At 63.8% G+C, this 21,446-nt stretch carries 18 protein-coding genes and 1 pseudogene; 8 read left to right on the forward strand and 11 right to left on the reverse strand.

Annotated elements, in window-relative coordinates:
• The coding region (gene uvrA / locus AC3VI7_RS08160) for an excinuclease ABC subunit UvrA (RefSeq protein ID WP_489671457.1) at positions 1-4,300 on the reverse strand (4,300 nt) is incomplete at its 3' end.
• Positions 4,301-4,322: 22 nt separating this feature from the next.
• Entirely contained in the window at positions 4,323-5,186 is an 864-nt protein-coding gene (locus tag AC3VI7_RS08165; protein WP_489668896.1) for a hypothetical protein, read from the reverse strand.
• 203 nt (positions 5,187-5,389) lie between these two features.
• On the opposite strand from AC3VI7_RS08165, the gene AC3VI7_RS08170 reads away from it, so the two are divergent.
• Positions 5,390-6,514, forward strand: a complete 1,125-nt coding sequence (locus AC3VI7_RS08170) for an outer membrane protein assembly factor BamB family protein (RefSeq protein ID WP_489668897.1) — start codon at positions 5,390-5,392, stop codon at positions 6,512-6,514.
• Here AC3VI7_RS08170 and AC3VI7_RS08175 read toward each other — a convergent pair.
• Positions 6,499-6,945: a hypothetical protein gene (locus AC3VI7_RS08175; protein WP_489668898.1), complete on the reverse strand. Its 447-nt coding sequence runs from the start codon at positions 6,943-6,945 to the stop codon at positions 6,499-6,501. The two genes, AC3VI7_RS08170 and AC3VI7_RS08175, sit on opposite strands and share 16 nt — an antisense overlap.
• 47 nt (positions 6,946-6,992) lie before the next feature.
• On the opposite strand from AC3VI7_RS08175, the gene AC3VI7_RS08180 reads away from it, so the two are divergent.
• Positions 6,993-7,616: a Crp/Fnr family transcriptional regulator gene (locus tag AC3VI7_RS08180; RefSeq protein WP_489668899.1), complete on the forward strand. Its 624-nt coding sequence runs from the start codon at positions 6,993-6,995 to the stop codon at positions 7,614-7,616.
• Here the strand turns inward: AC3VI7_RS08180 and AC3VI7_RS08185 are convergent.
• Genes AC3VI7_RS08185 through AC3VI7_RS08200 form a run of 4 tightly spaced genes read right to left on the reverse strand, consistent with a single transcriptional unit; the run spans position 7,604 to position 10,773 of the window.
• Positions 7,604-8,935 (reverse strand): hypothetical protein, encoded by a 1,332-nt coding sequence (locus AC3VI7_RS08185; protein WP_489668900.1) that lies wholly within the window; start codon positions 8,933-8,935, stop codon positions 7,604-7,606. The genes AC3VI7_RS08180 and AC3VI7_RS08185 overlap by 13 nt on opposite strands.
• Positions 8,932-9,966 carry an ACR3 family arsenite efflux transporter gene (arsB, locus tag AC3VI7_RS08190; RefSeq protein ID WP_489668901.1) on the reverse strand — a complete coding sequence of 345 codons (1,035 nt, stop codon included), beginning with the start codon at positions 9,964-9,966 and terminating at the stop codon, positions 8,932-8,934. The genes AC3VI7_RS08185 and arsB overlap by 4 nt, the downstream gene beginning before the upstream one ends.
• A 13-nt stretch (positions 9,967-9,979) precedes the next feature.
• The gene (locus AC3VI7_RS08195) at positions 9,980-10,480 is read right to left on the reverse strand and encodes an arsenate reductase ArsC (RefSeq protein WP_489668902.1); all 501 of its coding nucleotides are present in this window, start codon (positions 10,478-10,480) and stop codon (positions 9,980-9,982) included.
• On the reverse strand, positions 10,477-10,773 hold the full coding sequence (locus AC3VI7_RS08200; RefSeq protein WP_489668903.1) for an ArsR/SmtB family transcription factor: 297 nt from the start codon (positions 10,771-10,773) through the stop codon (positions 10,477-10,479). Before AC3VI7_RS08200 ends, AC3VI7_RS08195 begins: the two co-directional genes overlap by 4 nt.
• A 137-nt stretch (positions 10,774-10,910) precedes the next feature.
• On the opposite strand from AC3VI7_RS08200, the gene AC3VI7_RS08205 reads away from it, so the two are divergent.
• Positions 10,911-11,699 carry a MipA/OmpV family protein gene (locus AC3VI7_RS08205; protein WP_489668904.1) on the forward strand — a complete coding sequence of 263 codons (789 nt, stop codon included), beginning with the start codon at positions 10,911-10,913 and terminating at the stop codon, positions 11,697-11,699.
• Positions 11,660-14,089 carry a patatin-like phospholipase family protein gene (locus tag AC3VI7_RS08210; RefSeq protein WP_489668905.1) on the forward strand — a complete coding sequence of 810 codons (2,430 nt, stop codon included), beginning with the start codon at positions 11,660-11,662 and terminating at the stop codon, positions 14,087-14,089. The genes AC3VI7_RS08205 and AC3VI7_RS08210 overlap by 40 nt, the downstream gene beginning before the upstream one ends.
• On the opposite strand, the gene yihA is transcribed toward AC3VI7_RS08210, so the two are convergent.
• Complete coding sequence (gene yihA, locus AC3VI7_RS08215) at positions 14,063-14,806, reverse strand: ribosome biogenesis GTP-binding protein YihA/YsxC (RefSeq protein WP_489668906.1); 744 nt, start codon at positions 14,804-14,806, stop codon at positions 14,063-14,065. The genes AC3VI7_RS08210 and yihA overlap by 27 nt on opposite strands.
• Positions 14,807-14,879: 73 nt before the next feature.
• Here yihA and AC3VI7_RS08220 point away from each other — a divergent pair, with 73 nt between their 5' ends.
• The 3 genes from AC3VI7_RS08220 to ccsB all read left to right on the forward strand — a co-directional run bounded on the left by AC3VI7_RS08220 (position 14,880) and on the right by ccsB (position 19,137).
• Positions 14,880-15,521, forward strand: a complete 642-nt coding sequence (locus AC3VI7_RS08220; protein WP_489668907.1) for a c-type cytochrome — start codon at positions 14,880-14,882, stop codon at positions 15,519-15,521.
• Positions 15,522-15,597: 76 nt separating this feature from the next.
• Positions 15,598-17,760, forward strand: coding sequence for a cytochrome c biogenesis protein ResB (locus AC3VI7_RS08225; RefSeq protein ID WP_489668908.1), 2,163 nt, complete (start codon positions 15,598-15,600; stop codon positions 17,758-17,760).
• Between the two features lie 3 nt (positions 17,761-17,763).
• The gene (ccsB, locus tag AC3VI7_RS08230; protein ID WP_489668909.1) at positions 17,764-19,137 is read left to right on the forward strand and encodes a c-type cytochrome biogenesis protein CcsB; all 1,374 of its coding nucleotides are present in this window, start codon (positions 17,764-17,766) and stop codon (positions 19,135-19,137) included.
• Here ccsB and AC3VI7_RS08235 read toward each other — a convergent pair.
• Positions 19,122-20,363 (reverse strand): aminotransferase class I/II-fold pyridoxal phosphate-dependent enzyme, encoded by a 1,242-nt coding sequence (locus tag AC3VI7_RS08235; RefSeq protein WP_489668910.1) that lies wholly within the window; start codon positions 20,361-20,363, stop codon positions 19,122-19,124. The genes ccsB and AC3VI7_RS08235 overlap by 16 nt on opposite strands.
• A 4-nt stretch (positions 20,364-20,367) precedes the next feature.
• Positions 20,368-20,742 (reverse strand): translation initiation factor Sui1, encoded by a 375-nt coding sequence (locus tag AC3VI7_RS08240; protein ID WP_489668911.1) that lies wholly within the window; start codon positions 20,740-20,742, stop codon positions 20,368-20,370.
• A gap of 90 nt (positions 20,743-20,832) precedes the next feature.
• On the opposite strand from AC3VI7_RS08240, the gene AC3VI7_RS08245 reads away from it, so the two are divergent.
• Positions 20,833-21,246 (forward strand): hypothetical protein, encoded by a 414-nt coding sequence (locus tag AC3VI7_RS08245; RefSeq protein ID WP_489668912.1) that lies wholly within the window; start codon positions 20,833-20,835, stop codon positions 21,244-21,246.
• Here the strand turns inward: AC3VI7_RS08245 and ampG are convergent.
• Positions 21,247-21,446, reverse strand: a pseudogene (gene ampG / locus AC3VI7_RS08250) (muropeptide MFS transporter AmpG); the annotation flags it as partial.

Genomic DNA, 21,446 nt, shown 5'->3' on the forward strand with positions numbered 1-21,446 from the left:
AAAAGCTCAGGCGGCTTTTGATCTCGCTCACCACGTCGCGCGCAATCGCCGCTTCGCGGCCGTCAAGCTTTTGCCGACTCAACCAGCGCGCGGCCTCTTGCACCGACAAGGCCGCCACCTCGGGGGCTGAGCTGGCGCGCCAACGCACGGCCCGAGCGATGGGGTTGAGGCGCGTGCCGGCGCAGCTTGGGCACGGCGCATCGCTCAAGGCCTCGACCTCCGGCTCGGCAAAACTCTTCTCCCGGCCCTTGTCGGCGTCGTCGCGCACGCTGTCGTCCAGCACCTTGCGCTGTTCGCGGCTCAGCGCCAAGCCGGTGCCCACGCAGTCCGGGCACCAGCCGTGTTTGCTGTTGTACGAGAACATGCGTGGGTCGAGCTCGGGGTAGCTGGTGCCACACGCGGGGCAAGCGCGTTTGATGGAGAACACCGTGGCTTTGCTGCGAAAGGCTTTCGACATGAAGCCCGCCGCCACCGACTCGGCCACCGCTTTGGCGCTCTGCGCCGATTTGAGCGGCGTGAGCAGATGCAGCACGCCTTGGCCGTGCTCCAGCGTCTCGGCCAGTGCGGCGCGCAGCGCGGCTTCGTGGGCCACGTCGATCAGCAGCTCCGCCACCGGCAGCTCGACGGTGTGCTCCTTGTAGCGATCCAGCTTGGGCCAAGCGTCGGTGGCCACAAAGTCGCCATCGACGCGCAGCTGGGCGTAGCCCTTGCCTTTGGCCCACTTGGCCAGATCGGTGTAGAGGCCTTTGCGGTTCACCACCAGCGGGGCCAGCAAGCCGATGTGCTGACCGCGATGCTCGCGCAGCAGCTGCGCGGCGATCGACTCGGGCGTCTGCGGTCGCACCGCCAGCCACGCTTCGGGCGGGGCGTGGAAGTCGCTGCACGCCGGGCAGTACTGCGTGCCCAGCTTGACGTAGAGCAGGCGCAGAAAATGCCAGACCTCGGTCGCGGTGGCCACCGTGCTTTTGCGTCCGCCGCGTGACAAGCGCTGCTCGATGGCGACGGTGGGCGGAATGCCCCAAACCGCATCCACCTCGGGCCGACCGGCCGGCTGCACGATGGAGCGTGCGTAGGCGTTCAAGCTCTCCAAATAGCGCCGCTGGCCCTCGTTGAACAAGATGTCAAAAGCCAAAGTCGATTTGCCCGAGCCCGACACCCCCGTGATCACCGTGAACTTGCCGCGCGGGATGTTGACGTCAATGCCTTGGAGGTTGTGCTCGCGGGCGTTGATGATTTGGATGGCTTCTGTCCGTTCGGGCTGAGCTAACCGTTCGGGCTGAGCTTGTCGAAGCCCAGCGTGGGGCAGGCCCTTCGACAGGCTCAGGGCGAACGGTGCTGGGCTCAACCCGAACGGGGTCATTTCTGCCACCCCCAAACTCCCCTCGTACTCCCGCAGCGCCTGCCCGGTGTGTGAGGTGGGGTGCGCGCGCAGATCGTCGGGCGTGCCCGCCGTCACCAGCAGGCCGCCGGCGTCGCCGCCTTCGGGGCCGAGATCGACGATCCAGTCGGCGGCGCGGATGACGTCGAGGTTGTGTTCGATCACCAGCAGGCTGTGGCCCGCTTCGAGCAGCTTGGCGAAGCTGCGCATCAGCTTGGCGATGTCGTCAAAGTGCAGCCCGGTGGTTGGCTCGTCGAACAAAAAGAGCGTGCCTTTTTTGGGCAGCGCCGCCTTGGCCTTGCCGGCCCGGGCTGGGGGTTTGACGGCGGCCTCCGTCAGAAAACTGGCCAGCTTGAGGCGCTGCGCCTCGCCGCCCGAGAGCGTGGGCACCGGCTGGCCGAGCTTGACGTAGTCCAAGCCGACATCGACCAGCGGCTGCAAGGTGCGCACCACCTCCAAGTCTTGACCAAAGAGCCGCACAGCGTCGGCCACGGTCAGCTCCAGCACGTCGGCGATGGAGAGCGCCTTGCCCAAGCGTGTCAGCGTGATGTCGCGGATTTCGGCGCGGTAGCGCGTGCCGTCGCAGTCGGGGCAGCGCAGGTAAACGTCGCTCAAGAACTGCATCTCGACATGCTCAAAGCCGGTACCGCCGCAGGTGGGGCAGCGGCCGTCGCCGGCGTTGAAGCTGAACATGCCGGCGCTGTAGCCGCGTTGCTGGGCGGTGGGCAGGTGGGCGAACAGCTCGCGGATGGCGTCAAAAGCGCCGACAAAACTGGCCGGATTGGAGCGCGCCGTCTTGCCAATCGGGCTTTGATCGACCATCACGGCGGCGCTCAGGGCTTCGGTGCCGAGCAAACGGTCGTGCAAGCCGGGCGACTCGGTGGCTTGGCCGAAGTGGCGCGCCAAGGCCGGGTAGAGCACGTCTTGGATCAGGGTCGATTTGCCCGAGCCGCTCACGCCGGTGATGCAGACCAGCCGTTGCAGCGGCAAGGTGACGTCGATGTTTTGCAAGTTGTGCTCGCGCACCCCTTCAAGCCGCAGGTGTGGGGTGTCGCTCTGGGGGCCGTTTTGCACCAAGCGGCTCAAGCCCAAGCCGATGGTGCGCCGTGCGCCCAAATAAGCGCCGGTGAGCGTTTCAGCCGCTTTGAGATCCTCGGGCGTGCCGTCAAACACGATGCGCCCGCCTTGGGTGCCGGGGCCGGGACCGAGGTCGATGATGCGGTCGGCCGCCAGCATCACGGCGGGGTCGTGTTCCACCACCACCAAGGTGTTGCCGGCGTCGCGCAGGCGCAGCATCGCGCCGTTGATGCGGTGCATATCGCGCGGATGCAGGCCGATGCTGGGCTCGTCCAGCACAAACAGCGTGTTCACCAGCGAGGTGCCCAAGGCGGTGGTCAGGTTGATGCGTTGCACCTCGCCGCCGCTCAAGGTGCGGCTTTGGCGGTCCAGCGTCAGGTAGCCCAAGCCGACGTCGCCGAGGTATTTCAGGCGGGTGCGGATTTCCTCTTGAAGGCGGTGGAGTGGGTCGGCGGTGGCGGTGGATGCTGAGGCCGCGAAGAAGCGATGCAGGCGCTCGATGGGCAGCAGCATCAGGTCGTGCAGCCCAAGGCCCGGCAGGGCTTCGAGCTGGGCGCGGCTCCAGCCGGTGCCTTGGGGCAAAAAGCGTTGCGCGGCGGGCAGCACCGCGTCGGCTTGGGCCTTGCTGCCCAGACGCCAGAGCAGCGGTTCGAGCTTCAGCCGCGCGCCGGCGCAGACGGTGCAGGGCGTGTAGCTGCGGTACTTGGACAAGAGCACGCGGATGTGCATCTTGTAGGCCTTGCTCTCCAGATACTCAAAAAAGCGCCGGATGCCGTACCAGTGTTTTTTCCAGTCGCCCTGCCAGTCGGGCGCACCGTCGATCACCCACGCTTGTTGCGCCGGGGTGAGTTGTGCCCAAGCGTTGTCGCGCGGGATGCCCGCTTCGCCCGCATAGCGCAGCAGATCGTCTTGGCATTCGGCCCACGCGGGGGTTTGCAGCGGTTTGATCGCGCCGTTGCGCAGGCTTTTGCGCACATCCGGAATCACCAACCCGAAATCCACCCCCACCACCCGGCCAAAGCCCCGGCACGTCTCGCAAGCGCCATAGGCCGAGTTGAAGGAGAACATCGCCGGTTGCGGCGCGCTGTAGCGGCGCTCGGAATCGGGGCAATGCAGGCCTTGGCTGTAGCGCCAAAGGGCGTCTTCGGCATACACATGGCACCGCCCGCTGCCGTGTTTCAGGGCGGCTTCCAGGGCTTCGATGACGCGGATTTTTTCGGCGTTGCCGAGCCGAAAACGGTCGGCCACCACGTCGAGCAGCTTGCGCGGCCCGGTGAGGGTGGCCACCGTGCGTTCAGCGTGGATGCGGGTGTAGCCGCTGGCGGCCAGCCATTGTTCAAGCTGCTCGGGCGAGGTGTCGGCCGGCAACTCAACCGGGAAGGTCAGCACCAAGCGCGGGTCACCGGCTTGGGCGCAGCGCGCTTGCAAGTCGGCGTAGATCGACTCCGGGTCATCCTCGCGCACCGCTTGGGCGGTGTCGGCATCAAAGAGCTGCGCCTTGCGCGCAAAGAGCAGCTTCAGATGGTCGTTGAGCTCGGTCATCGTCCCGACCGTCGAGCGGCTGGTGCGCACCGGGTTGCTCTGGTCGATGGCAATCGCCGGCGGCACGCCCTCAACTGCATCGACCGCCGGCCGATCCATCCGGTCCAAAAACTGGCGCGCGTAGGCCGAGAAGGTCTCGACGTAGCGCCGTTGGCCTTCGGCGTAGAGCGTGTCAAACACCAAACTCGATTTGCCCGAGCCGCTCGGGCCGGTGACCACCGTCAGCTCGCCGGTGCGGATGTCAAGGTCGAGGTTTTTGAGGTTGTGCTGGCGCGCGCCACGGATACGGATCAGGCCGGACATGAGGCAATGAGGCGATGAGGCCTTAGCGTTGTTGTTGGGCGGCGATGATCTGGCCGGTTTCGCCGTGGATCAGCCGACCTTCGCAGGCCACCACGTAGGCGGGTAGCACCCACGCCAAGATCTTGTCGGCGTCCTTGGTGGCGACCACCCAGATCGAGCCGTCTTGCAACTCAGCCACTCGGCCTTCCGACGAGACCGCATCCACGAACTGATCGACTTCGCAGGTCGAGAAATCATCCTCAGCAGCCACGGCCTTGGTGGCCGTGGCCGAAGGGGTGTCAGCCGTTGACGAGGCGGGGGGTGTCGCGACCTTGGCCACCTTGGGGGGGCGGGGTGTTGCGGCCGAGGAGGGGATGGCCGCCGTCGCCTTCAGGGCCCTAGGGGGTAGGAGCAGGGCCCCGCATTCGCTGCCGCCCTTGCCATTGGTGCAATGCGAGCGGGTTTGCTCGGTGGCTTCGACGCGCTTCAGATCGACCTCGGTCAACCAGTCTTTGCGGCAAGCACGCTTTTCGCGGCTGTTGCCCACCAAGCAGATTTTGAGGTTCTCGCGCCGCTCGGCCACGATGGTTTGCTGGATCTCCTTCAGCGACAGCAAGACGCGGTCGCAGCTCTCGGGCGTGCGGCCACTCAGGCAGATGCGCAAGTTTTCGCGCCGCTCGACGTCTTCGACGCGCCAAACGTCATCCGGGTTGAGCCATTGCTTCTTGCATTTGCTGGGGCCTTTGCGCGCCAAGCAGTTGGCCAAGTTCTGCGCCTTCTCATCGTCGTCTTGCGCCTGCGCCGGAGCCGGCAGGAGCATGGCGAGCATGAGCAAGCCAAGCAGCACCAAAAAAATACCCTGGGTGCGTTGCCGCCGCAGGAAGAAGGGATTCAAAAGAGCAAACATGGGTCCAAGCCTCAAAAGTCGTGGGGGTTCAACGGCTGTGAAGGCCCGCACAATACCAGCCCCCGGACTCAGGGGGTATCGATGGGTAAGCGATGCGTTGCAGCTGGTTGAGCGGTTGTTGATCTGATCGTGGTGACGGTGACCCGGGGCTGGACAGAATCAAACCCTCTTTGACTCCATGGCCCAAGGCCTGTGCGGCGATCATGAAAACACCTTCTCTTGGCTTGGTTTGGGCCGCCGTGCTGTGCGGTGCAGCGGCTTGCAGCACGTCGGTCGCGGCGGGGCCTGTCAAGGTCACGCCCGAGATGCAAGGCGCGGGCATCGTCTCCAGCGGTGTGACCTTGCCCAGCCCGCCTTTGGTCACCGGCAACCGCAAAAAGCCGGTGGCCTCGTGGGGCAAACCGCTGCCGTACCCGATCCTGATCGCCGACCGGCGCAATAACCGCTTGATCGAAGTGGCGCCCGACAAGCGCATCTTGTGGGAGTTCCCCTCGCCGAACCTCAAGATCTACCGGGGCAACGAGGACGTGAACTTCAGCGCTGACGGCAAAACCTTGGCCGTGAGCGAGGAAGACAACTACGACGTGCATCTGGTCGATTACGACAGCCGCACGCTGATCTGGACCCACGGCACGCCCGATGAATCGGGCAAGGACGCCAGCCACTTCAACTACCCGGATGACGCCCATTTGCTCGAAGACGGCCAGTTTCTGACCGCCGACATCCGCAACTGCCGCGTGGTGATCATCGACCCCAAGACCGACAAGCGCACCACCACTTGGGGGCAGCCCGGCAAGTGCGAGCACAACCCGCCGCACACCTTGGCCTGGCCGAACGGTGCGACCCCGCTGGCCAACGGCGACATCTTGGTGAGCGAGATTTCCGGCGCTTGGATCAGCCGCATCACCCGCGAAGGCAAGGTGCTCTGGAGCGTCCAAGCCCCCGGCGTGCGTTATCCCTCAGACGCCTTCATGACCGAAGACGGCCAAGTGATCGTGGCCGACTTTGTGGCTCCCGGCCAAGTGGTGATCTTTGATCCGGCCACCAAGAAGGTCAGCTGGCAGTACCGCGTCGAAAAGGGCGATGCCATGCTGACCAAACCCTCGCTGGCGCGTGAGCTGCCCGACACCCACGACATCATCGTCGCCGACGACCTGCGCGACCGCGTGGTCGTCATCGACCGCCAGACCAAGAAAATCATCTGGCAATACGGCGAGATCGAGAAAAAAGGCCACACCCCCGGCCTGCTGAACTACCCCGACGGCTTCGATCTGGACGTGTTCCGCGACTGGAAGAGCGCGTTGGGCGCGATTCACTCCAACCGATAGCCCGTGTGGCAGGCCACGCATTGTTGGGTGAGGGTGGCCAAGGCGGCGAGGACGGGTTGGGGGTTGTTGCTGGCGCTGGCGTTGGCGGCTTCGGTGGCGAGGCGGCTGGCGGATCGGTGCATGGCGCTGCCGATGGCTTGCATGCCTTCGGGCATGTGTTGGGCTACGTGGTGCGCGCCGTGGGCTTTCATCGAAGACATGCCCAGGCGGTTTTCAGCGATGTCGCGCACGCGCTCAAAGTCGCTGCGCGCCAAGGCGTCTTGCATCTGTTGCAGCGCCAGCAGGTGATCGCGCATGTTGCGCAGCGTCTCGGTGCGCAGCTCGGCCGGGAAATGCACCGCGATGCGGCCGTCGGTGGCGGGCTCTGCGGCGGACAAGGTCAGGGCGACGAGGCTGAGGCTGGTCGCGAGGAGGGTGTGGTGCAGTTTCATGGCCGGATGATGGGGCGGCATATACCCATCCCCCTATGATCCGAGTCATGTTTGCAAACTCTTTGGATGAGACCGCGTGGTCCGATCTTGTGCCTGCGCTCAAGGCTTTGCCGGAAGGCTTGCGGGCTTTGGCGCGCTTGGAGTGCGGCTCAGCGGGTGTTTTGGCGCATCAAGGCTCGGTGCCGCAGTCGATCTTTTGCGTCTTGCGGGGCGAGCTGCGACTGGTGCGTCACGACCGCGACGGCCATGAGCTGATCGTGCAGCGCGTGGTGCGCGGTTTTGTCGCCGAGGCCAGCCTAGACATGCCGGCCTACCACTGTCACGTGATGGTGACGGCGCGCGCCAGCCGCTGGTTGCGTTGGCCGGTGGCTGCGTTTCGGCAGGCGCTGGCTGAAGATCCGAACTTTCAGACGGCTTGGCGCGGCGTGCTGGCGCAGGAAGTGCGCCGCCTGCGTGCTCAGACCGAGCGTTTGATGTTGCACAGCGCGGCCGAGCGCGTGCTGCACTACGTGGCTTGCGAAGGTCGCTCGGGTGCTTTGCGCCTCAGCCAGCCGCGCAATGCGTGGGCGGCCGAGTTGGGCCTGAGCCCCGAGACGCTCTACCGCACCCTGCGCCGCCTGCGCGAAACCGGGCGGCTGCGCATCGAGGCGGAGACGTTTTATTTGGTTTGAAGCTCGTTGGCTGGGGGCGGGCTGCTCGGGCTATACACCGGCGCAAAGCCGCCGCCGGGGGTGCGGAAGTTGGTGGTTTGGCCTTGGTAGAGCCGGGCGGTGAGCCACTGCACGTGGTCGTCGTAGACGTAGTTGCGCAGGTCGAACTTGAGCGGGCGGGTGGCTTCTTCGGCGGTGGGCACGATGCGCTCGCCCGGGGTCACCAAGGCTTGAGCGACGTAGTCGCCGCTGGCTTGGATCTGCTCCCACACGCGGCGCGTGAGCTTGTCGCCCCGATACGCGGCGCGGCTGCCAAAACCGTGCGCCGGCTTGAAGAACAGCTGGCGTCGGCGTTGCCACAGCTCAGCGCTGTTGCTGGGGGCCACGAAGGTGGTGCTGGGAATACCTTGGAGCAGCACCGTGCGGGTGGCCTCGTCCACACCCAGCTCGCGCAGGCGCTCGGTGTGGCTCAGTGTGGTGAGGTTGCGCTTGTCGGCGTAGAGCGCGTGGTGGATGGGGTTGGGGCTCAGCACCACCGCTTCGCTCAGCCAAGCCTCACGCAGCGCTGCGTGGGCGGGTTCGCTCAAGGGGAAATCGGTCAAGCGGTTGTAGACCAGATCAATCGGTGTCGGCGGAGCGTCGTTGTTGCCGGTGTTGCCGGTGTTGCTGTCGTACCAAAGCCGTCCGCCTTGCCAGCGCAGCTCGGCCGGGTCGGCGATCACGGCGCGCAGGCCGTGGCGCTCAAAGAGCTGCTGGAAAAGCAAGAACTCGGGGTAGAGGTACTGCCCTTGGGGCGCGTCGTCCACGATGGCGATGTGGCGCAGGGGTCGCTGGGGGCTCTCATCTCGGCCGTGCTGCGCCAAAGCCCATTCCCGCTGAAACATCGCCACCATCGTGTCTTCAAAGGCGTTGACCTGCTCCAAGGTCGGCACCATGGCTTCCATGTCGGCGCAGCAAGCGCGCTGGGCGCGCGCCAGCACGGCGTTGAGCATCGCCCCGCCAGCGTTGGTGTTGATCTCGATCAGCCCCAAGGTGTCGCCGGCCAGATGGAAGTCGTAGCCCAGAAAAACCCCGCGCGTGGCTTGCAGGCTGGCCGGTGCGCACCGGAGTGCTTCGGGCAGCCGGGACAAAACGTCTTCTCGGTAGCTGGGCAGGCGGACCACGGTGCCCACGGCCTGCACCACCTCGGCCATGCGGGCGCGGTGCGCCGCCGAGACAAAGACCGGATGGGCCGAAAACAGATGCTGATGTTCAGCCCCAAGCGCCAAGGCCAAGGCTTTGCGCAGCGCCTTGGCGTCAAGGCTCAAGCAAACGCAGTCGCGGTTGTGTCGTTCGATCATGGTCTCGCATCATGCCCGGCCTCGTACCAGCCCTTGCTTTGATTCACGACCTTGACCACCAGCAGCATCACCGGCACTTCGATCAGCACCCCGACCACGGTGGCCAGTGCGGCTCCCGACTCAAAGCCGAACAGGCTGATCGCGGCGGCCACCGCCAGCTCGAAGAAGTTGCTGGCTCCGATCAGCGCCGAGGGGCAGGCGACGTTGTGCGCTTCACCCACTTTGCGATTCAGCCAGTAGGCCAAGGCTGAGTTGAAGATCACTTGGATCAGGATCGGCACGGCCAGCAGGGCGATCACCAGCGGTTGCTTCAAGATCGCCTCGCCTTGGAAAGCGAACAGCAGCACCAAGGTCAGCAGCAGGGCGCTGATCGACCAAGGGCCGATGCGTTCCAGCGCAGCGTCCAAGGCGGCTTGGCCGCGCGCCAGCAGCACCTTGCGCCAGACTTGAGCAATGGCGACCGGGATGACGATGTAGAGCACCACCGAAATCAGCAGCGTGGCCCAGGGCACGGTGATTGACGACAGCCCGAGCAGCAGCGCCACGATGGGCGCAAAGGCGAACACCATGATGGTGTCGTTGAGCGCGACCTGGCTGAGCGTGAACAGCGGGTGCCCGCCGGTCAGCCGGCTCCAGACGAAGACCATGGCGGTGCAGGGGGCCGCAGCCAGCAGGATCAGGCCGGCGATGTAGCTGCCCTGCTGCTCGGCGGGCAGCCAGGGCGCAAACAGATGGCGCACGAACAGCCAGCCCAGCAGCGCCATCGAAAAGGGCTTGACGGCCCAGTTGACGAACAGCGTCACCCCGATGCCGCGCCAGTGCTCTTTCACCTGATGCAACGCACCGAAATCGACTTTCAGCAGCATCGGGATGACCATCACCCAGATCAAAAGGCCGACCGGCAAGTTGACCTTGGCCACTTCCATCGCGCCGATGGCGTGTACCGGGCCGGGCAGGGTTTGACCGAGGGCGATGCCAGCGACGATGCACAGAAACACCCAGACCGTGAGGTAGCGCTCGAAGACGTTCATGGCGTGGCTCCCTTTAACTGCGGCCGATGGCGAGCAGGGCGGCTTCGAGCTCGGCCCGGGCCATCGTCTCCAGCGGCAGCGCCAGCAGTTGCAGCATCTTGTACCCGATGGCCTGACGGGTCAGTTCGAAGGCGCGCGGCTTGTCGGCTTCCAGGGCGTTGGACGGATCGGGGTAGCCCCAATGCACCTTGACAGGCTGTTGACCCTCACCGCCGAAGAACACCGGGCAGCTCTCGGCGGCGGCCGAGTCGCACACCGTGATGACGATGGCCAGCGGTGGCGCGTCGGGCGTGGTGAACTCGTCCCAGCTCTTGCTGCGATAGCTCGAAGTGTCGATGCCCGCCGCGTTGAGCGCCTGAATCGCGTAGGGGTTGATCCGCCCGCTCGGGGCGCTGCCGGCGCTGTGCGCTTGCACATCCCGCCCAAGCTGGATGGCCAGGTGGTTGAGCATCCCTTCAGACAGCACGCTGCGTGCCGAGTTGTGGGTGCAAAGGATGAGGACGTGGGTGGTCATGGGCAGGTCGGGCCTTCGCAGCAGTTGGCGCTTAGGTAGCAAATCAGCGCGTTCATGCGGTCGAACGCGGCGCGGTAGATCAGGAAGCGGCCGTCACGTTCTTGGGTGATCAGGCCGGCGTGGAGCAGCTCCTTGAGGTGGAAGGAGAGGGTGTTGGCGGCCACGCCAAGGGCTTCGCTCAGGGCTCCGGGCGTGAGTCCTTGGGGGCCGGCCACCACCAGGGCACGAAATACTTGTAGGCGTATGTCTTGGGCAAGAGCAGCAAGAGCTTGGACAACATCTTTTTCTTCCATATTTCTATTATTGTTGAAATGTTGAATGTGTGCAAAAGTGGGGTTGCTTAACCCCCAGATGGGTGATCAGGTGAGGAGTCTCGGCCGTCACAATCGGCGCGTAACAAGCCACGGCGTGTGGCAAGAGGAGATCAGCGATGAATCGCCTGATATGGATGGGCTTGATGCTGGTGGCAACGGGCGCGCAAGCGCAGTCGATGTCACCCCTTTATCAGTTGGGTTCCCGGCCCGAAACGGATCATTTTTCGATGGGGTTCATCACCTCGTCGGCACCGCTCTATCCCGGCACCACCCAACGATCCTTTATTTGGGTGCCCAACGTCGATGCGCAGTGGGCCAATGGCTGGTTTGCCAGCGTCAGTTATGGGCTGGGCTACAACGCGGCCCAAGGGGACTCGGAGTACGGGGCTCGGCTGATCATCGACTTGGGCCGTTCGGCCAATCAGACCGAGGCGCTGGCGGGCTTGGGTTCGGTGCGGCCCAGCATCAACCCCGCGCTGTTTGCCAATTGGGCCGCAACGTCTTGGTTGAAGTTTTTCTCCGGGTTGCGCTACGACGTGGGCGAGGGTGGCACCGGGCTGGCTGCGGATGCCGGGGCCCGAATAGGGCTGTATCTATCGCCGCGCGGTGATCTCGGCCTTGCCCTGATGAGCGAGGGCCAGTGGGCCAATGCGTCCTACAACCAGTCGTATTACGGCGTCACGCCAGAGCAAGCCTCGCGCAGTGTTTATTTTCCCTACGCTCCTGGGGCGGGGCAAACCGAAACCCGGCTGGGCTTGGTGGGTTTTTGGGCTCCTGAACAGCGCTTGAGTCTGACTTGGCGGGTGATGGCGCTTGAACATGGCGTGGCGATCCAAAACAGCCCGGTCTTGGAACATGCCACGGCTTGGTCCGCCACCATGGTGCTGAGCTATCGCTGGCGCTAGAGATCGAGGCGCGAGGCCGCGACAATGGCGGCATGCACATCTCTTCGACGGCCACCGCGATCCTTGTCTTGCTGGGTTTAAACCTCAGCCTTGGTCTACGCCCGGCTCGGGCCCAAGTTCAAGAAAACCCGGTGGTTTTTTATGCCGGGGTGGTGCATCCGCCCGCCCAAGGTAGCCACAAACGGCCGCGCGTGGGTTTGGCGTTGTCGGGCGGTGGCGCACGCGGTTTGGCCCACATCGGTGTCCTCAAAGTGCTGGAGCGTGAGCACATTCCCATCGACTTGATTGCTGGCACCTCGATGGGAGCGGTCATCGGCGGTCTCTACGCCAGTGGGATGTCGGTCGATGCCTTGGAGCACGAGTTGCAAGGCTTGGACTGGGGTGACTTGTTCGCTAACCGCGTGCCGCGTGAGCTGCTGAGCGTGCGCCGCAAGGAAGAGGATTTCGAAATCTCCCCAGCGGTGGAAATGGGCCTCAACCCCGTCACGGGTGCGCCCATGTTGCCGTTGGGTTCGGTGTCGAGTCGGGGGCTGGAATGGCTGCTGCGGCGCTACACCTTGCCGGTGCGCCAACTGCTCAACTTTGATGTGCTGCCGATCCCGTTTCGGGCCGTGGCCACCGACATGGAAACCGGCCAAGCGGTGGTGTTTCGGGAAGGGGATCTGGCCACGGCCCTGCGCGCCAGCATGTCGGTGCCCGGGCTTTTCCCGCCCACCGAAGTGAAGGGTCGCATCTTGGGGGATGGCGGCTTGGTGGATAACGTCCCGGTCGATGTGGTGCGCGCCATGGGGGCCGAGGTGGTGATCGCTGTCAATATCGGTACGCCCTTGGCCAAGCGCGACGCGCTCGGTTCTGCCATTGGTCTGACGGCGCAGATGCTCAATATCCTCACCGAGCAAAACGTGCAGCGCTCCTTGGGGGCGCTTAACCTCAAGCGCGACATCTTGATCGAGCCCTTGCGGGGGCTGTCTACCTTCAGCTCAGGGGACTTCACCCTGGCCACGCAAATCATGGCTTTGGGCGAAAGCTATGCCGAAACCATGCATGGCCAACTGGAGGTCTTGGCTTTGCCGCCGGCCGAGTGGCAGGCGCGGCAGTCGGCGCTGCTCAGCCCCGCGCCGCAACCCCGCCCGATCACGCAGGTGCGCTTTCAGGGCACCCACACCACCCATCCTGAATTGCGCTTGGCCGAGATGGAAAGTCGCGCCGGTCAGCCCTTTGATGCCAGCGCGGCCGAACGCGATAGCCAGCGTTTGGCCGCCACGGATGACTATTTGCATGCTGACTACCAGCTTGAAGACTTGCCTGCGGGCACCGGACTGGTGTTCAACCTCGAAGAAAAACCGTGGGGCCCCAATTATTTTCGTCTGGGGCTGGCCCTGTCGAGTGACTTTGCCGGTCAAGGTGACTTCAACATCAAGCTCAGTCACAACCGCCACTGGCTCAACGAGATGGGCGGTGAATGGCGCAATCGGCTCCAGATTGGCTCGGTCCCGCGTTGGTTGTCGGAGTTGTACCAACCGCTGGGTCGGCTTGAGGCGGACAGCGGTACGTGGTTTGCGGCGGTCCGCACCGAGGGCGAGCGTCGGCGCAGCACGGTGTATCCGGTGTTGGCTCCCAACGCCGATGCTGGGGGGGTGAGCATGCTTGAGCGCACCACGCGCAGCTTGGTCCGGCTCGGCTTGGACTTGGGTCAAACATGGGGCACTTTTGGCGAGATGCGCTTGGGCGTGCAGCGCGATGTCATCCAAATTGCCCCGGAATCCTTTGCTGCTTCGGGGGGCACCAACGCGCCCTTGGCCGGCGTGCGGCTGAGTGAAACGAGCTGGAAGCTGGGCTTGGTGTTGGATCAGCTGGATCACCCGACGTTCCCGACCCGAGGCTATCGGTTGCGCTTTACCGGCTTGATGGGCCGCCGCGATGCGCCCTTCGAGCTGCTGACCGAGATGCAAGAACCCTTTCGGCGTTTCGAGCTCGACTACACCGCTGTGAACACGTGGGGCCACCAGACCTTGGACACCACCTTGCTGCTTTACGTGGCCCATCAGGCTTGGCTCGATGGGCTTGCGCCCTACAACTTGGGCGGCTTTCAACACCTCTCGGGCTATGAGCCCGAACAACTCAGTGGTCGGCAAACCGCGCTGGCACGGTTTACCTACTACAGCCGGCTCAATCAGCAGCCGGTGTTGACACGCGGGTTCTTTGCCGGTGGCAGCCTAGAGTTTGGCAACGCTTGGCGCGACCCCACCGTGGGTTTGCCGCTGGATCAGTGGCGGGTGGGGAGCAGTTTGTTTTTGGGTGCCGACACCGGCGTGGGGCCGCTTTACTTCGGTTTGACGTGGGCACCCAAGGGCAGCGGCGGTTTATTTTTGCAGCTCGGTCGGCCCTGAAGGTTCGGCGGCCGCAGCGGCTTCGGGGCACCAGCTGCGCATGGTGGTCGCGGCGTCTTCGAGGCCTTGGCGTTTAAGCGCTGAAAAAAGCGCCACGCTCACATCGGCCTCATCACTGGCCCAGTCGCTCAGTACTTTTTGGGCTTGGATCAACGCCAGACTCGACTCTTTGCGATTGAGTTTGTCCGCCTTGGTCAGCAGCACCAACAAGCGCACTTGGCCGGAGTTGACGCGTTCGGTGACAAATTCGAGCAGCCGTACATCCAGCGGCGTAAAGCCGTGGCGTGAATCGACCATTTGCACGATGCCTGTCAGGCCCGGGCGTTGCCCGAGGTAGTCGGCCATGACCTGTTGCCAGCGCAGCTTGGCGGTGCGCTCGACCGCTGCATAGCCATAGCCGGGTAAATCGGCCCAAACGGCCGGGGGGAGCCCCGGTGTGATCACGCCCGACTCCAGCGGCCCCAAGCTAAAAAGATTGATGTGCTGGGTGCGTCCGGGCTTCTTGGACGCGTAGGCGAGTTGGCGTTGTTGGGCCAACGTATTGATGGCGGTGGATTTGCCGGCGTTGGAGCGGCCGACAAAAGCAATTTCAGGGAGTCCGTGGTCAGGGAGTTGATCGAGCCGGCTTGCGGTGGTCAAAAAGCGGGCGGTATGGGCCCATGCCAGCGCTTGCCGGTCAAGGGGGCGCTGGGCAGGGGAAGCCTGGGTTGTACTCATCGGACAGCATTGTAAAATTAGCGGCTTCCGCCCCCTTCCTTTCTCCATTTTTGCGCAACCGGCGCCGCCCATCATGAATCTGACTCTGAAGTCGCTCCTCGCCCTCTTCGTGGCTGTTGTCGTGGTCACGCCGGCGATGAGTTCCGACGCTGACCACGCCACGCCTGCCCCCTCGGCCGCTGAGCGCATCGCCAAAGGCCAAGTCACCGCCACGCAGGTGTGTGGTGCCTGTCATGCCTTCGATGGCACCCGGGGTGCCCCGACGTTCCCGATCCTTCAAGGCCAACATCCTGACTACCTCTATAAGCAACTGACCGAGTTCAAGGCCGGCAAGCGTGACAACCCGATCATGGCGGGTATGGCCGGCATGTTGTCTGAAGATGATGCCCGCAACATGGCCGCGTTTTACGCCAGCAAGAAGGTTGAAAAAGGCACGGCCCGCAGCCCCGAGATGGTGGCCTTGGGCGAGAAGATCTATCGCGGTGGCATTGCTGACCGCAAGATCCCGGCTTGCGCAGGCTGCCACAGCCCGAACGCTGCTGGCATCCCGGCGCAATACCCGCGTCTGGCCGGTCAACATGCTGACTACACCGAAGCTCAGTTGAAGGCTTTCCGCGACGGTCTGCGTAAGAACAGCATCCCGATGACCGGGGTGGCTGCCAAGCTCAACGACCGTGAGATCCAGGCGTTGGCCGATTACGTTGCTGGCTTGTAAACCCCGCACGTTCCGACCCCCTCACTCAAAGGCCGGCATTTGTCCGGCCTTTGTTGCATTCAGATAATCGCCCCCCATGTCGTCCGATTTCCCAGCTGCTTCTCCCGACGGTGCTGCGCCCGTCCGTCCTGCGCCCACCACGCGCGGGCATCACGCGGTCGAGTTGCTCGCGTCGATGCGTTTTGCCATCGCCTTGCTGACCCTGATTTGCATCACTTCCGTGATCGGCACGGTGGTGCAGCAGCATCAGCCCGCCATCAACTATGTCAACGAGTTCGGCCCCTTCTGGGCCAACGTGTTCGAGCAGTTCGGGCTTTTCAGTGTCTACAGCAGCAGCTGGTTCTTGCTCATCTTGGCGTTTTTGGTGACCTCCACCAGCCTTTGCCTGCTGCGCAACGTGCCCAAGATCGTGGCTGACCTGAAAAGCTACAAAGAGCACTTGCGCGCGAGCTCGCTCAAAGCCTTCCACCACAAAGCCGAAGGCGAATGGGCTTTGGGCAAGGAGGCGGCCCTCGACCGCTTGGCGGCTGTGCTGGGCGCACGCGGCTGGAAAGCGCGTGTGCAAGAGCGTGAGCACGGCGTGATGGTGGCCGCCAAGCAAGGCGCAGCCAACCGGCTGGGCTACATCGCCGCCCACTCCGCCATCGTGTTGGTGTGTATCGGTGGCTTGCTCGATGGCGACTTGATCGTCCATTTGCAAATGCTTGTGCAGGGCAAGACGGCCTATGTGGGCGATGGCCAAGTCCACGACGTACCCAGCCAACATCGGCTGAGCGAGAGCAACCCAACGTTCCGGGGCAATTTGTTCGTGCCTGAAGGTGGCAAAGAAAGCATCGCCCTCATCACCTTGTCGGACGGTGTGGTGTTGCAGCCGCTGCCCTTTCAAATTGAGCTGAAGAAATTTATCGTCGATTACTACGACACCGGCATGCCCAAGCTCTTTGCCAGCGACGTGGTGATCCACGACGCCGACGGCAAGACCACGGCAGCGCGCATCAAGGTCAACGAGCCCTTGGAACACGATGGTGTGACGATCTTCCAGTCGAGCTTTGAAGACGGCGGCTCACACCTCACTTTGCGTGCCCACCCGATGGGCCGGCCCGGCGCAACTTTTGATGTCAAGGGCGATATCGGGGCCAGCGTGGCACTCAGCCCGAGTCAAGTCGGCGGTGTGGAGGGCATGCAGCTTGAATTTACCGGCTTGCGGGTCATCAACGTTGAGAACATGGCCCCCAACCAAGGCGCAGGCACCGATGTGCGCAAGGTGGATTTGGGCGACAGCGTTTCACAGCATTTGGGCTCAGGGGCGCGTAGCACGGGCATCAAGTCGATGCAAAACATCGGCCCGTCCATCACCTACAAGCTGCGCGACAAAGCGGGCCAAGCGCATGAGTTCAACAACTTCATGCAAGCCAGCGTGGTCGATGGCCAACGCGTGTTTCTGCTGGGCGTGCGCGAGTCGCCCGATCAGCCCTTTCGCTATCTGCGCCCACCCGCTGATGGCAAAGACAGCTTGGCCGATTGGCTGCGCCTCAAGGCCGGCTTGAGCGACGCAGTGCAGCGTGAAGCGGCCGCTCAGCGCTACGCCCACCGCATCACCCCCAAAGACCGCAGCGAGATGATCGAGCCGTTGCGTCAATCAGCTTTGCGCGCCTTGGGTCTTTTCGCGGGGGCTGAGCTGCCCACCCCGGGGGCGGCCCCCACGGCAGGGATGCTGGCGCTGCAAACCTTCATCGAAGCACGCGTCCAACCGGCTGAGCGTGAGCGTGCGGCCGAGATGATGGTGCGCATCCTTGACGGCGCTTTGCTGGATTTGCTCAATCAAGCCCGCGAGAAGGACGGTGAGCCGACGCTGGCGATGACGCAAAAGATCCAAGATTTCTTGTTGCCGGCCGTCGTGACCCTGTCTGACTCCTTTGCCTACCCGGCACCTTTGATGTTGACGCTTGAAGGTTTCGATCAAGTGCAGGCCAGCGTCTTCCAAGTCACCCGCACGCCGGGCAAGAAGCTGGTGTACTTGGGCGCGGTGTTGCTCGCTTTAGGGGTTTTGTCGATGCTGTATATCCGTGAGCGGCGGCTCTGGATCTGGATCGAGCCGCGTGCAAGCGCAAGCGCAAGCCCAGGTGAAGCTGGCAGCCACTTGACCTTGGCCTACTCGGTGAACCGCGCCTCTCTGGATACCGACCGTGATTTCGAAACCTTGAAGCAGGTTTTGCTGAACCCCACCCCGCAGGATTGATTCATGACCACCTCTACCCTTGCTTCGCGCCCCCTCGGGGGGCCTTCTTCCGGCAGTGTCTTCAGTCGGCGCTCGCCTTTCGACTGGGCCTACGCCCTGATCCTGCTGGCCGGTGCGGGCTATGCCTTCCAGAGCTATCACGGCTCGATGAACAGCTATGAGATCGGCATCTTGCTGGCGGCGGTGCCGGCCCTGATCGCTTTAGGCTGGTTCTGGGGCCCCTTGCGGCCGCTGGTGCTGGGCGTGGGCGCGGCGACGCTCACGGCCATTGCCATGTACTTGCAAACCACCGACAACTTTGGCGCCGACTTGTCGGCCGCCGAGAAGCGCTTTTTCCTCAAGTACTTGCTCTCCAGCCAAAGCGCCATTTTGTGGATGGGCATGCTGGTGTTTATGAGCACCTTGGCCTATTGGGGTGGTTTTTTCGCCGGCAAGGCCTCGAACGCTTTGCAGCGCTTTGGCTCGCAACTGGCGTGGGGGGCGGTCTTCATGGCGCTGCTTGGCACGATGGTGCGCTGGTTCGAGAGCCATCAAATTGGCCCCGACATCGGCCACATTCCGGTCAGCAATCTCTATGAAGTCTTCGTGCTCTTCATTTGGATCACCACGGTGTTCCTGCTTTATTACGAGCAGCGCTATGCCCACCGTGAGGGCATTCGCTCGCTCGGCGCTTTCGTGATGTTGGTGGCCAGCAGCGCGGTCGGTTTCCTCATTTGGTACACCTTGGCGCGCGACGCCCACGAGATCCAACCGCTGGTGCCCGCCCTGCAAAGCTGGTGGATGAAGATCCACGTGCCCGCCAATTTCGTTGGTTACGGCACCTTCTCGCTGGCGGCGATGGTCTCCTTGGCCTACTTGCTCAAGACCACCCCGGCGCGCACGCTCTGGATCAGTCTGGTGGCGGTGCCCGGTGCGGTGCTGGTGCTGATGGGGCTGTTCCTAGCGAGCAACCTCAGTGCTGAAACCACCCAGTCGGTGCTCAAGGGCGCACGCATGGTGGCGGGCTGCATGGCCTTCTTTGCCTTCGCCATCGCGGTGCGCGACAAGCTCAACGTCCGCACACCCAGTGCTGAGGTGCTCGACGATGTGATGTACAAAGCCATCGCCGTCGGTTTCGCCTTCTTCACCATCGCCACCATCCTCGGCGCTTTCTGGGCCGCTGAAGCGTGGGGCGGCTACTGGAGCTGGGACCCGAAGGAAACCTGGGCCTTGATCGTCTGGCTCAACTATGCCGCCTGGCTGCACATGCGCATGATGAAGGGCCTGCGTGGCGCGATGGCCGCTTGGTGGGCTTTGGCCGGCCTCTTGGTCACGACCTTCGCCTTCCTTGGCGTCAACATGTTCCTCTCGGGTCTGCACTCCTACGGGCAGCTTTGATCGCTTGTATCGCGTGTGCCGGGCTTGAAGGCCCGGATCACGTCCGCCAGCCGGCGTAGTTCCTTGGGGGATGCGCCGGCATCGGTGGGCAGGTAGACGATCTGCTCAATCGCGCGGCGGGCGGCGCTGGCGCTGCTGGTGCCCTGAGCCTCGCCGGTGGCACACACAGCGTACAGGCTTGACGCTTTCTGGCTTGCGTCGAAACCGTGCGCCCAAAGGTGGCGCACCAAAGCGTCGGCATGCTCGCTTTGCAGCGGAAAAACCCAGTGACTGTGCTCAGCGGCTTGTCGGCCCACAACGTCGTGCTTCGGCAGGACGTTGATCAGGCCCTGTGCGGCTTGAATCCGTGCCGCCAAGTTGGCCGGCGTGAAGTGCTGGATGCGCCGCGTCAGCAAGGCGATCAAGGCGACTGAGGGCTGGTAGCGGATCTTGTTGATCAGCTCACCGGCCGAAAACCCACGTACCGCGCCACTGATCAGCGTGTCATGGCTGCGGCCGGCAAGGCAAGTGAGTGTGACCAGCAGCGTGTAGGGCCAGCGGTATGAGAGGGCTTTCAACCCCGCATATTTGGCGACCCGCTGCCTGAAAAATCCCTGGGTTTGCACCGGATAGCTCTGGGTTCGCTGGTTGAGTTGCGCCAGCAAGGCGGCATCACGCATGCAAAAAATCGCACCGCCCAGCGCCGTGGCTGTCTTGATGGGCCCGAAGCTGAACATCGCCACATCGGTCTCGGGGTGCCCTCGGTAGCCATCCGCAGTAAAAGCTTGCGCGCAGTCTTCGAGCACCATCAAGCTGTGCCGCCGAGCCAGTGTCACGATGTCCGTCATGGGCATGCGACTGCCGAATAGATGCGCGACCAGCACCAAGCGGCTGTGCGGTGTGATGGCGGCTTCCAGCATGTCGGTGCGCAGCGCGCAGGTCTCGGGGTCGATGTCCACCGGCACAGCACGCAGGCCGTGGTGTTCAACGATGCGCACCATGTCGCCGATGGTGATGGCCGACATCAGCACCTCGCTGCCCTTGGGCAGCGCCAGCGCGTGCAGCAAGGCATCCAACCCCGTGCGTACCGATAAGCCGACCCACATCGCCTTGGAGGGCTCCTGCGCTGACCACGCTTGAGCCAAGCGGGTGGTGATGGCGTCACGCGCCGCCGGGTTGCGTAGGCTCTGGATCAGGCCGTAGCCCAGATCCAGCCAGCCGATATCGAGTTTTTTGCGCGGAACCAACGCTTCAGCCCCCCGCCCGCTTCACCACCCAGCCATGGGTTTTGAGGCGCTCGACCAGCAGTTCAGCGTGGTCGCCCTGGATTTCGATCACGCCGTCTTTGACGGTGCCACCGCTGCCGCAGGCCACCTTGAGCGTCTTGGCCAGTTGCGTCAGGGCCACCGCATCCAGCGGCACGCCCTTGATCACCGTGACCCCTTTGCCCGCCCGGCCTTTGGTCTCCCGCAAGACCCGCACCACGCCGTCTGAAGGCTTCACCGCCGCCGCTGCGGCCACCGCCTTGCAGCAGCATTGCGCCACCGCCTGCCGACACACCGGGCACATGCGCCCGCTCTCGGTGGAATAGACCAGCCCACCGCCACTGAATTTGGCATTTTTCATGGGGCGTGATTGTGCGGTGCGGGGCGCGGGGAGTCATCCGCTACGATCACGCGCTTTCCCTCGATCAATCCCTTTTTTCAAGGACATCCCATGTCATTCAAACGCATCTTGGCCCCGTGGGTTATCGCTGGTGCTGCTGTTGCAGCGCTCACGGCTTGCGGCAGCAATGCTTTGTCCACCGCCGCAGCGGTGGTCAGCATGGTGGACCCGGCGCAGTTGGATCAGTTGAAGCCGGGTCTGAGCACCATTGCGGATGCCATCAAGCTCTTGGGCCCGGCCGCGTCGCAAACCACCCAGCCGGATGGCAATCAGTTGATGCAGTGGAAGTTGCCCACCAGCGTGGCTGCGGCCAAGACGGCTGCGACCACGGCAGCCACCACCGCTGCAACCTCTGCCGCCACGACAGCCATGACCAACGCTGCGGCTCAAAGCCCGGCCGTCAACAACGTCTCCATGCTGTTTGACTCGGCCGGCAAGATGCTGAGCTTGGCCAAGGGCAAGTAATCAGGCTGCGGGCCGGTCGTGATGCCCCTCCAGCAGATGCATCGCTGGTTTGAGCCAGATCAGCAGCGCCAAGGCCGGTAAGGCGGCGGCGGTGGAGAGCAGGAAGAACGACGGCCAGCCGATGGATTCGGCCAAAACGCCGGCCATCGGCCCCACCCACACGCGGCCCACCGAGGCAAACGCTGAGAGCAGCGCGTATT

The organism is Leptothrix toolikensis (SeqCode), assembly GCF_057922285.1.

Excerpts from the sequence above, each read along its gene's own strand:
- AC3VI7_RS08200 (WP_489668903.1), bottom strand. The coding sequence starts at position 10,773 with ATGGAAGAAAAAGATGTTGTCCAAGCTCTTGCTGCTCTTGCCCAAGAC.
- AC3VI7_RS08205 (WP_489668904.1), top strand. The coding sequence starts at position 10,911 with ATGAATCGCCTGATATGGATGGGCTTGATGCTGGTGGCAACGGGCGCG.
- AC3VI7_RS08225 (WP_489668908.1), top strand. The coding sequence starts at position 15,598 with ATGTCGTCCGATTTCCCAGCTGCTTCTCCCGACGGTGCTGCGCCCGTC.
- AC3VI7_RS08175 (WP_489668898.1), bottom strand. The coding sequence starts at position 6,945 with ATGAAACTGCACCACACCCTCCTCGCGACCAGCCTCAGCCTCGTCGCC.
- AC3VI7_RS08165 (WP_489668896.1), bottom strand. The coding sequence starts at position 5,186 with ATGTTTGCTCTTTTGAATCCCTTCTTCCTGCGGCGGCAACGCACCCAG.
- AC3VI7_RS08185 (WP_489668900.1), bottom strand. The coding sequence starts at position 8,935 with ATGATCGAACGACACAACCGCGACTGCGTTTGCTTGAGCCTTGACGCC.
- arsB (WP_489668901.1), bottom strand. The coding sequence starts at position 9,966 with ATGAACGTCTTCGAGCGCTACCTCACGGTCTGGGTGTTTCTGTGCATC.
- AC3VI7_RS08180 (WP_489668899.1), top strand. The coding sequence starts at position 6,993 with ATGTTTGCAAACTCTTTGGATGAGACCGCGTGGTCCGATCTTGTGCCT.
- ccsB (WP_489668909.1), top strand. The coding sequence starts at position 17,764 with ATGACCACCTCTACCCTTGCTTCGCGCCCCCTCGGGGGGCCTTCTTCC.
- AC3VI7_RS08195 (WP_489668902.1), bottom strand. The coding sequence starts at position 10,480 with ATGACCACCCACGTCCTCATCCTTTGCACCCACAACTCGGCACGCAGC.
- AC3VI7_RS08220 (WP_489668907.1), top strand. The coding sequence starts at position 14,880 with ATGAATCTGACTCTGAAGTCGCTCCTCGCCCTCTTCGTGGCTGTTGTC.
- AC3VI7_RS08170 (WP_489668897.1), top strand. The coding sequence starts at position 5,390 with ATGAAAACACCTTCTCTTGGCTTGGTTTGGGCCGCCGTGCTGTGCGGT.
- AC3VI7_RS08245 (WP_489668912.1), top strand. The coding sequence starts at position 20,833 with ATGTCATTCAAACGCATCTTGGCCCCGTGGGTTATCGCTGGTGCTGCT.
- AC3VI7_RS08240 (WP_489668911.1), bottom strand. The coding sequence starts at position 20,742 with ATGAAAAATGCCAAATTCAGTGGCGGTGGGCTGGTCTATTCCACCGAG.
- yihA (WP_489668906.1), bottom strand. The coding sequence starts at position 14,806 with ATGAGTACAACCCAGGCTTCCCCTGCCCAGCGCCCCCTTGACCGGCAA.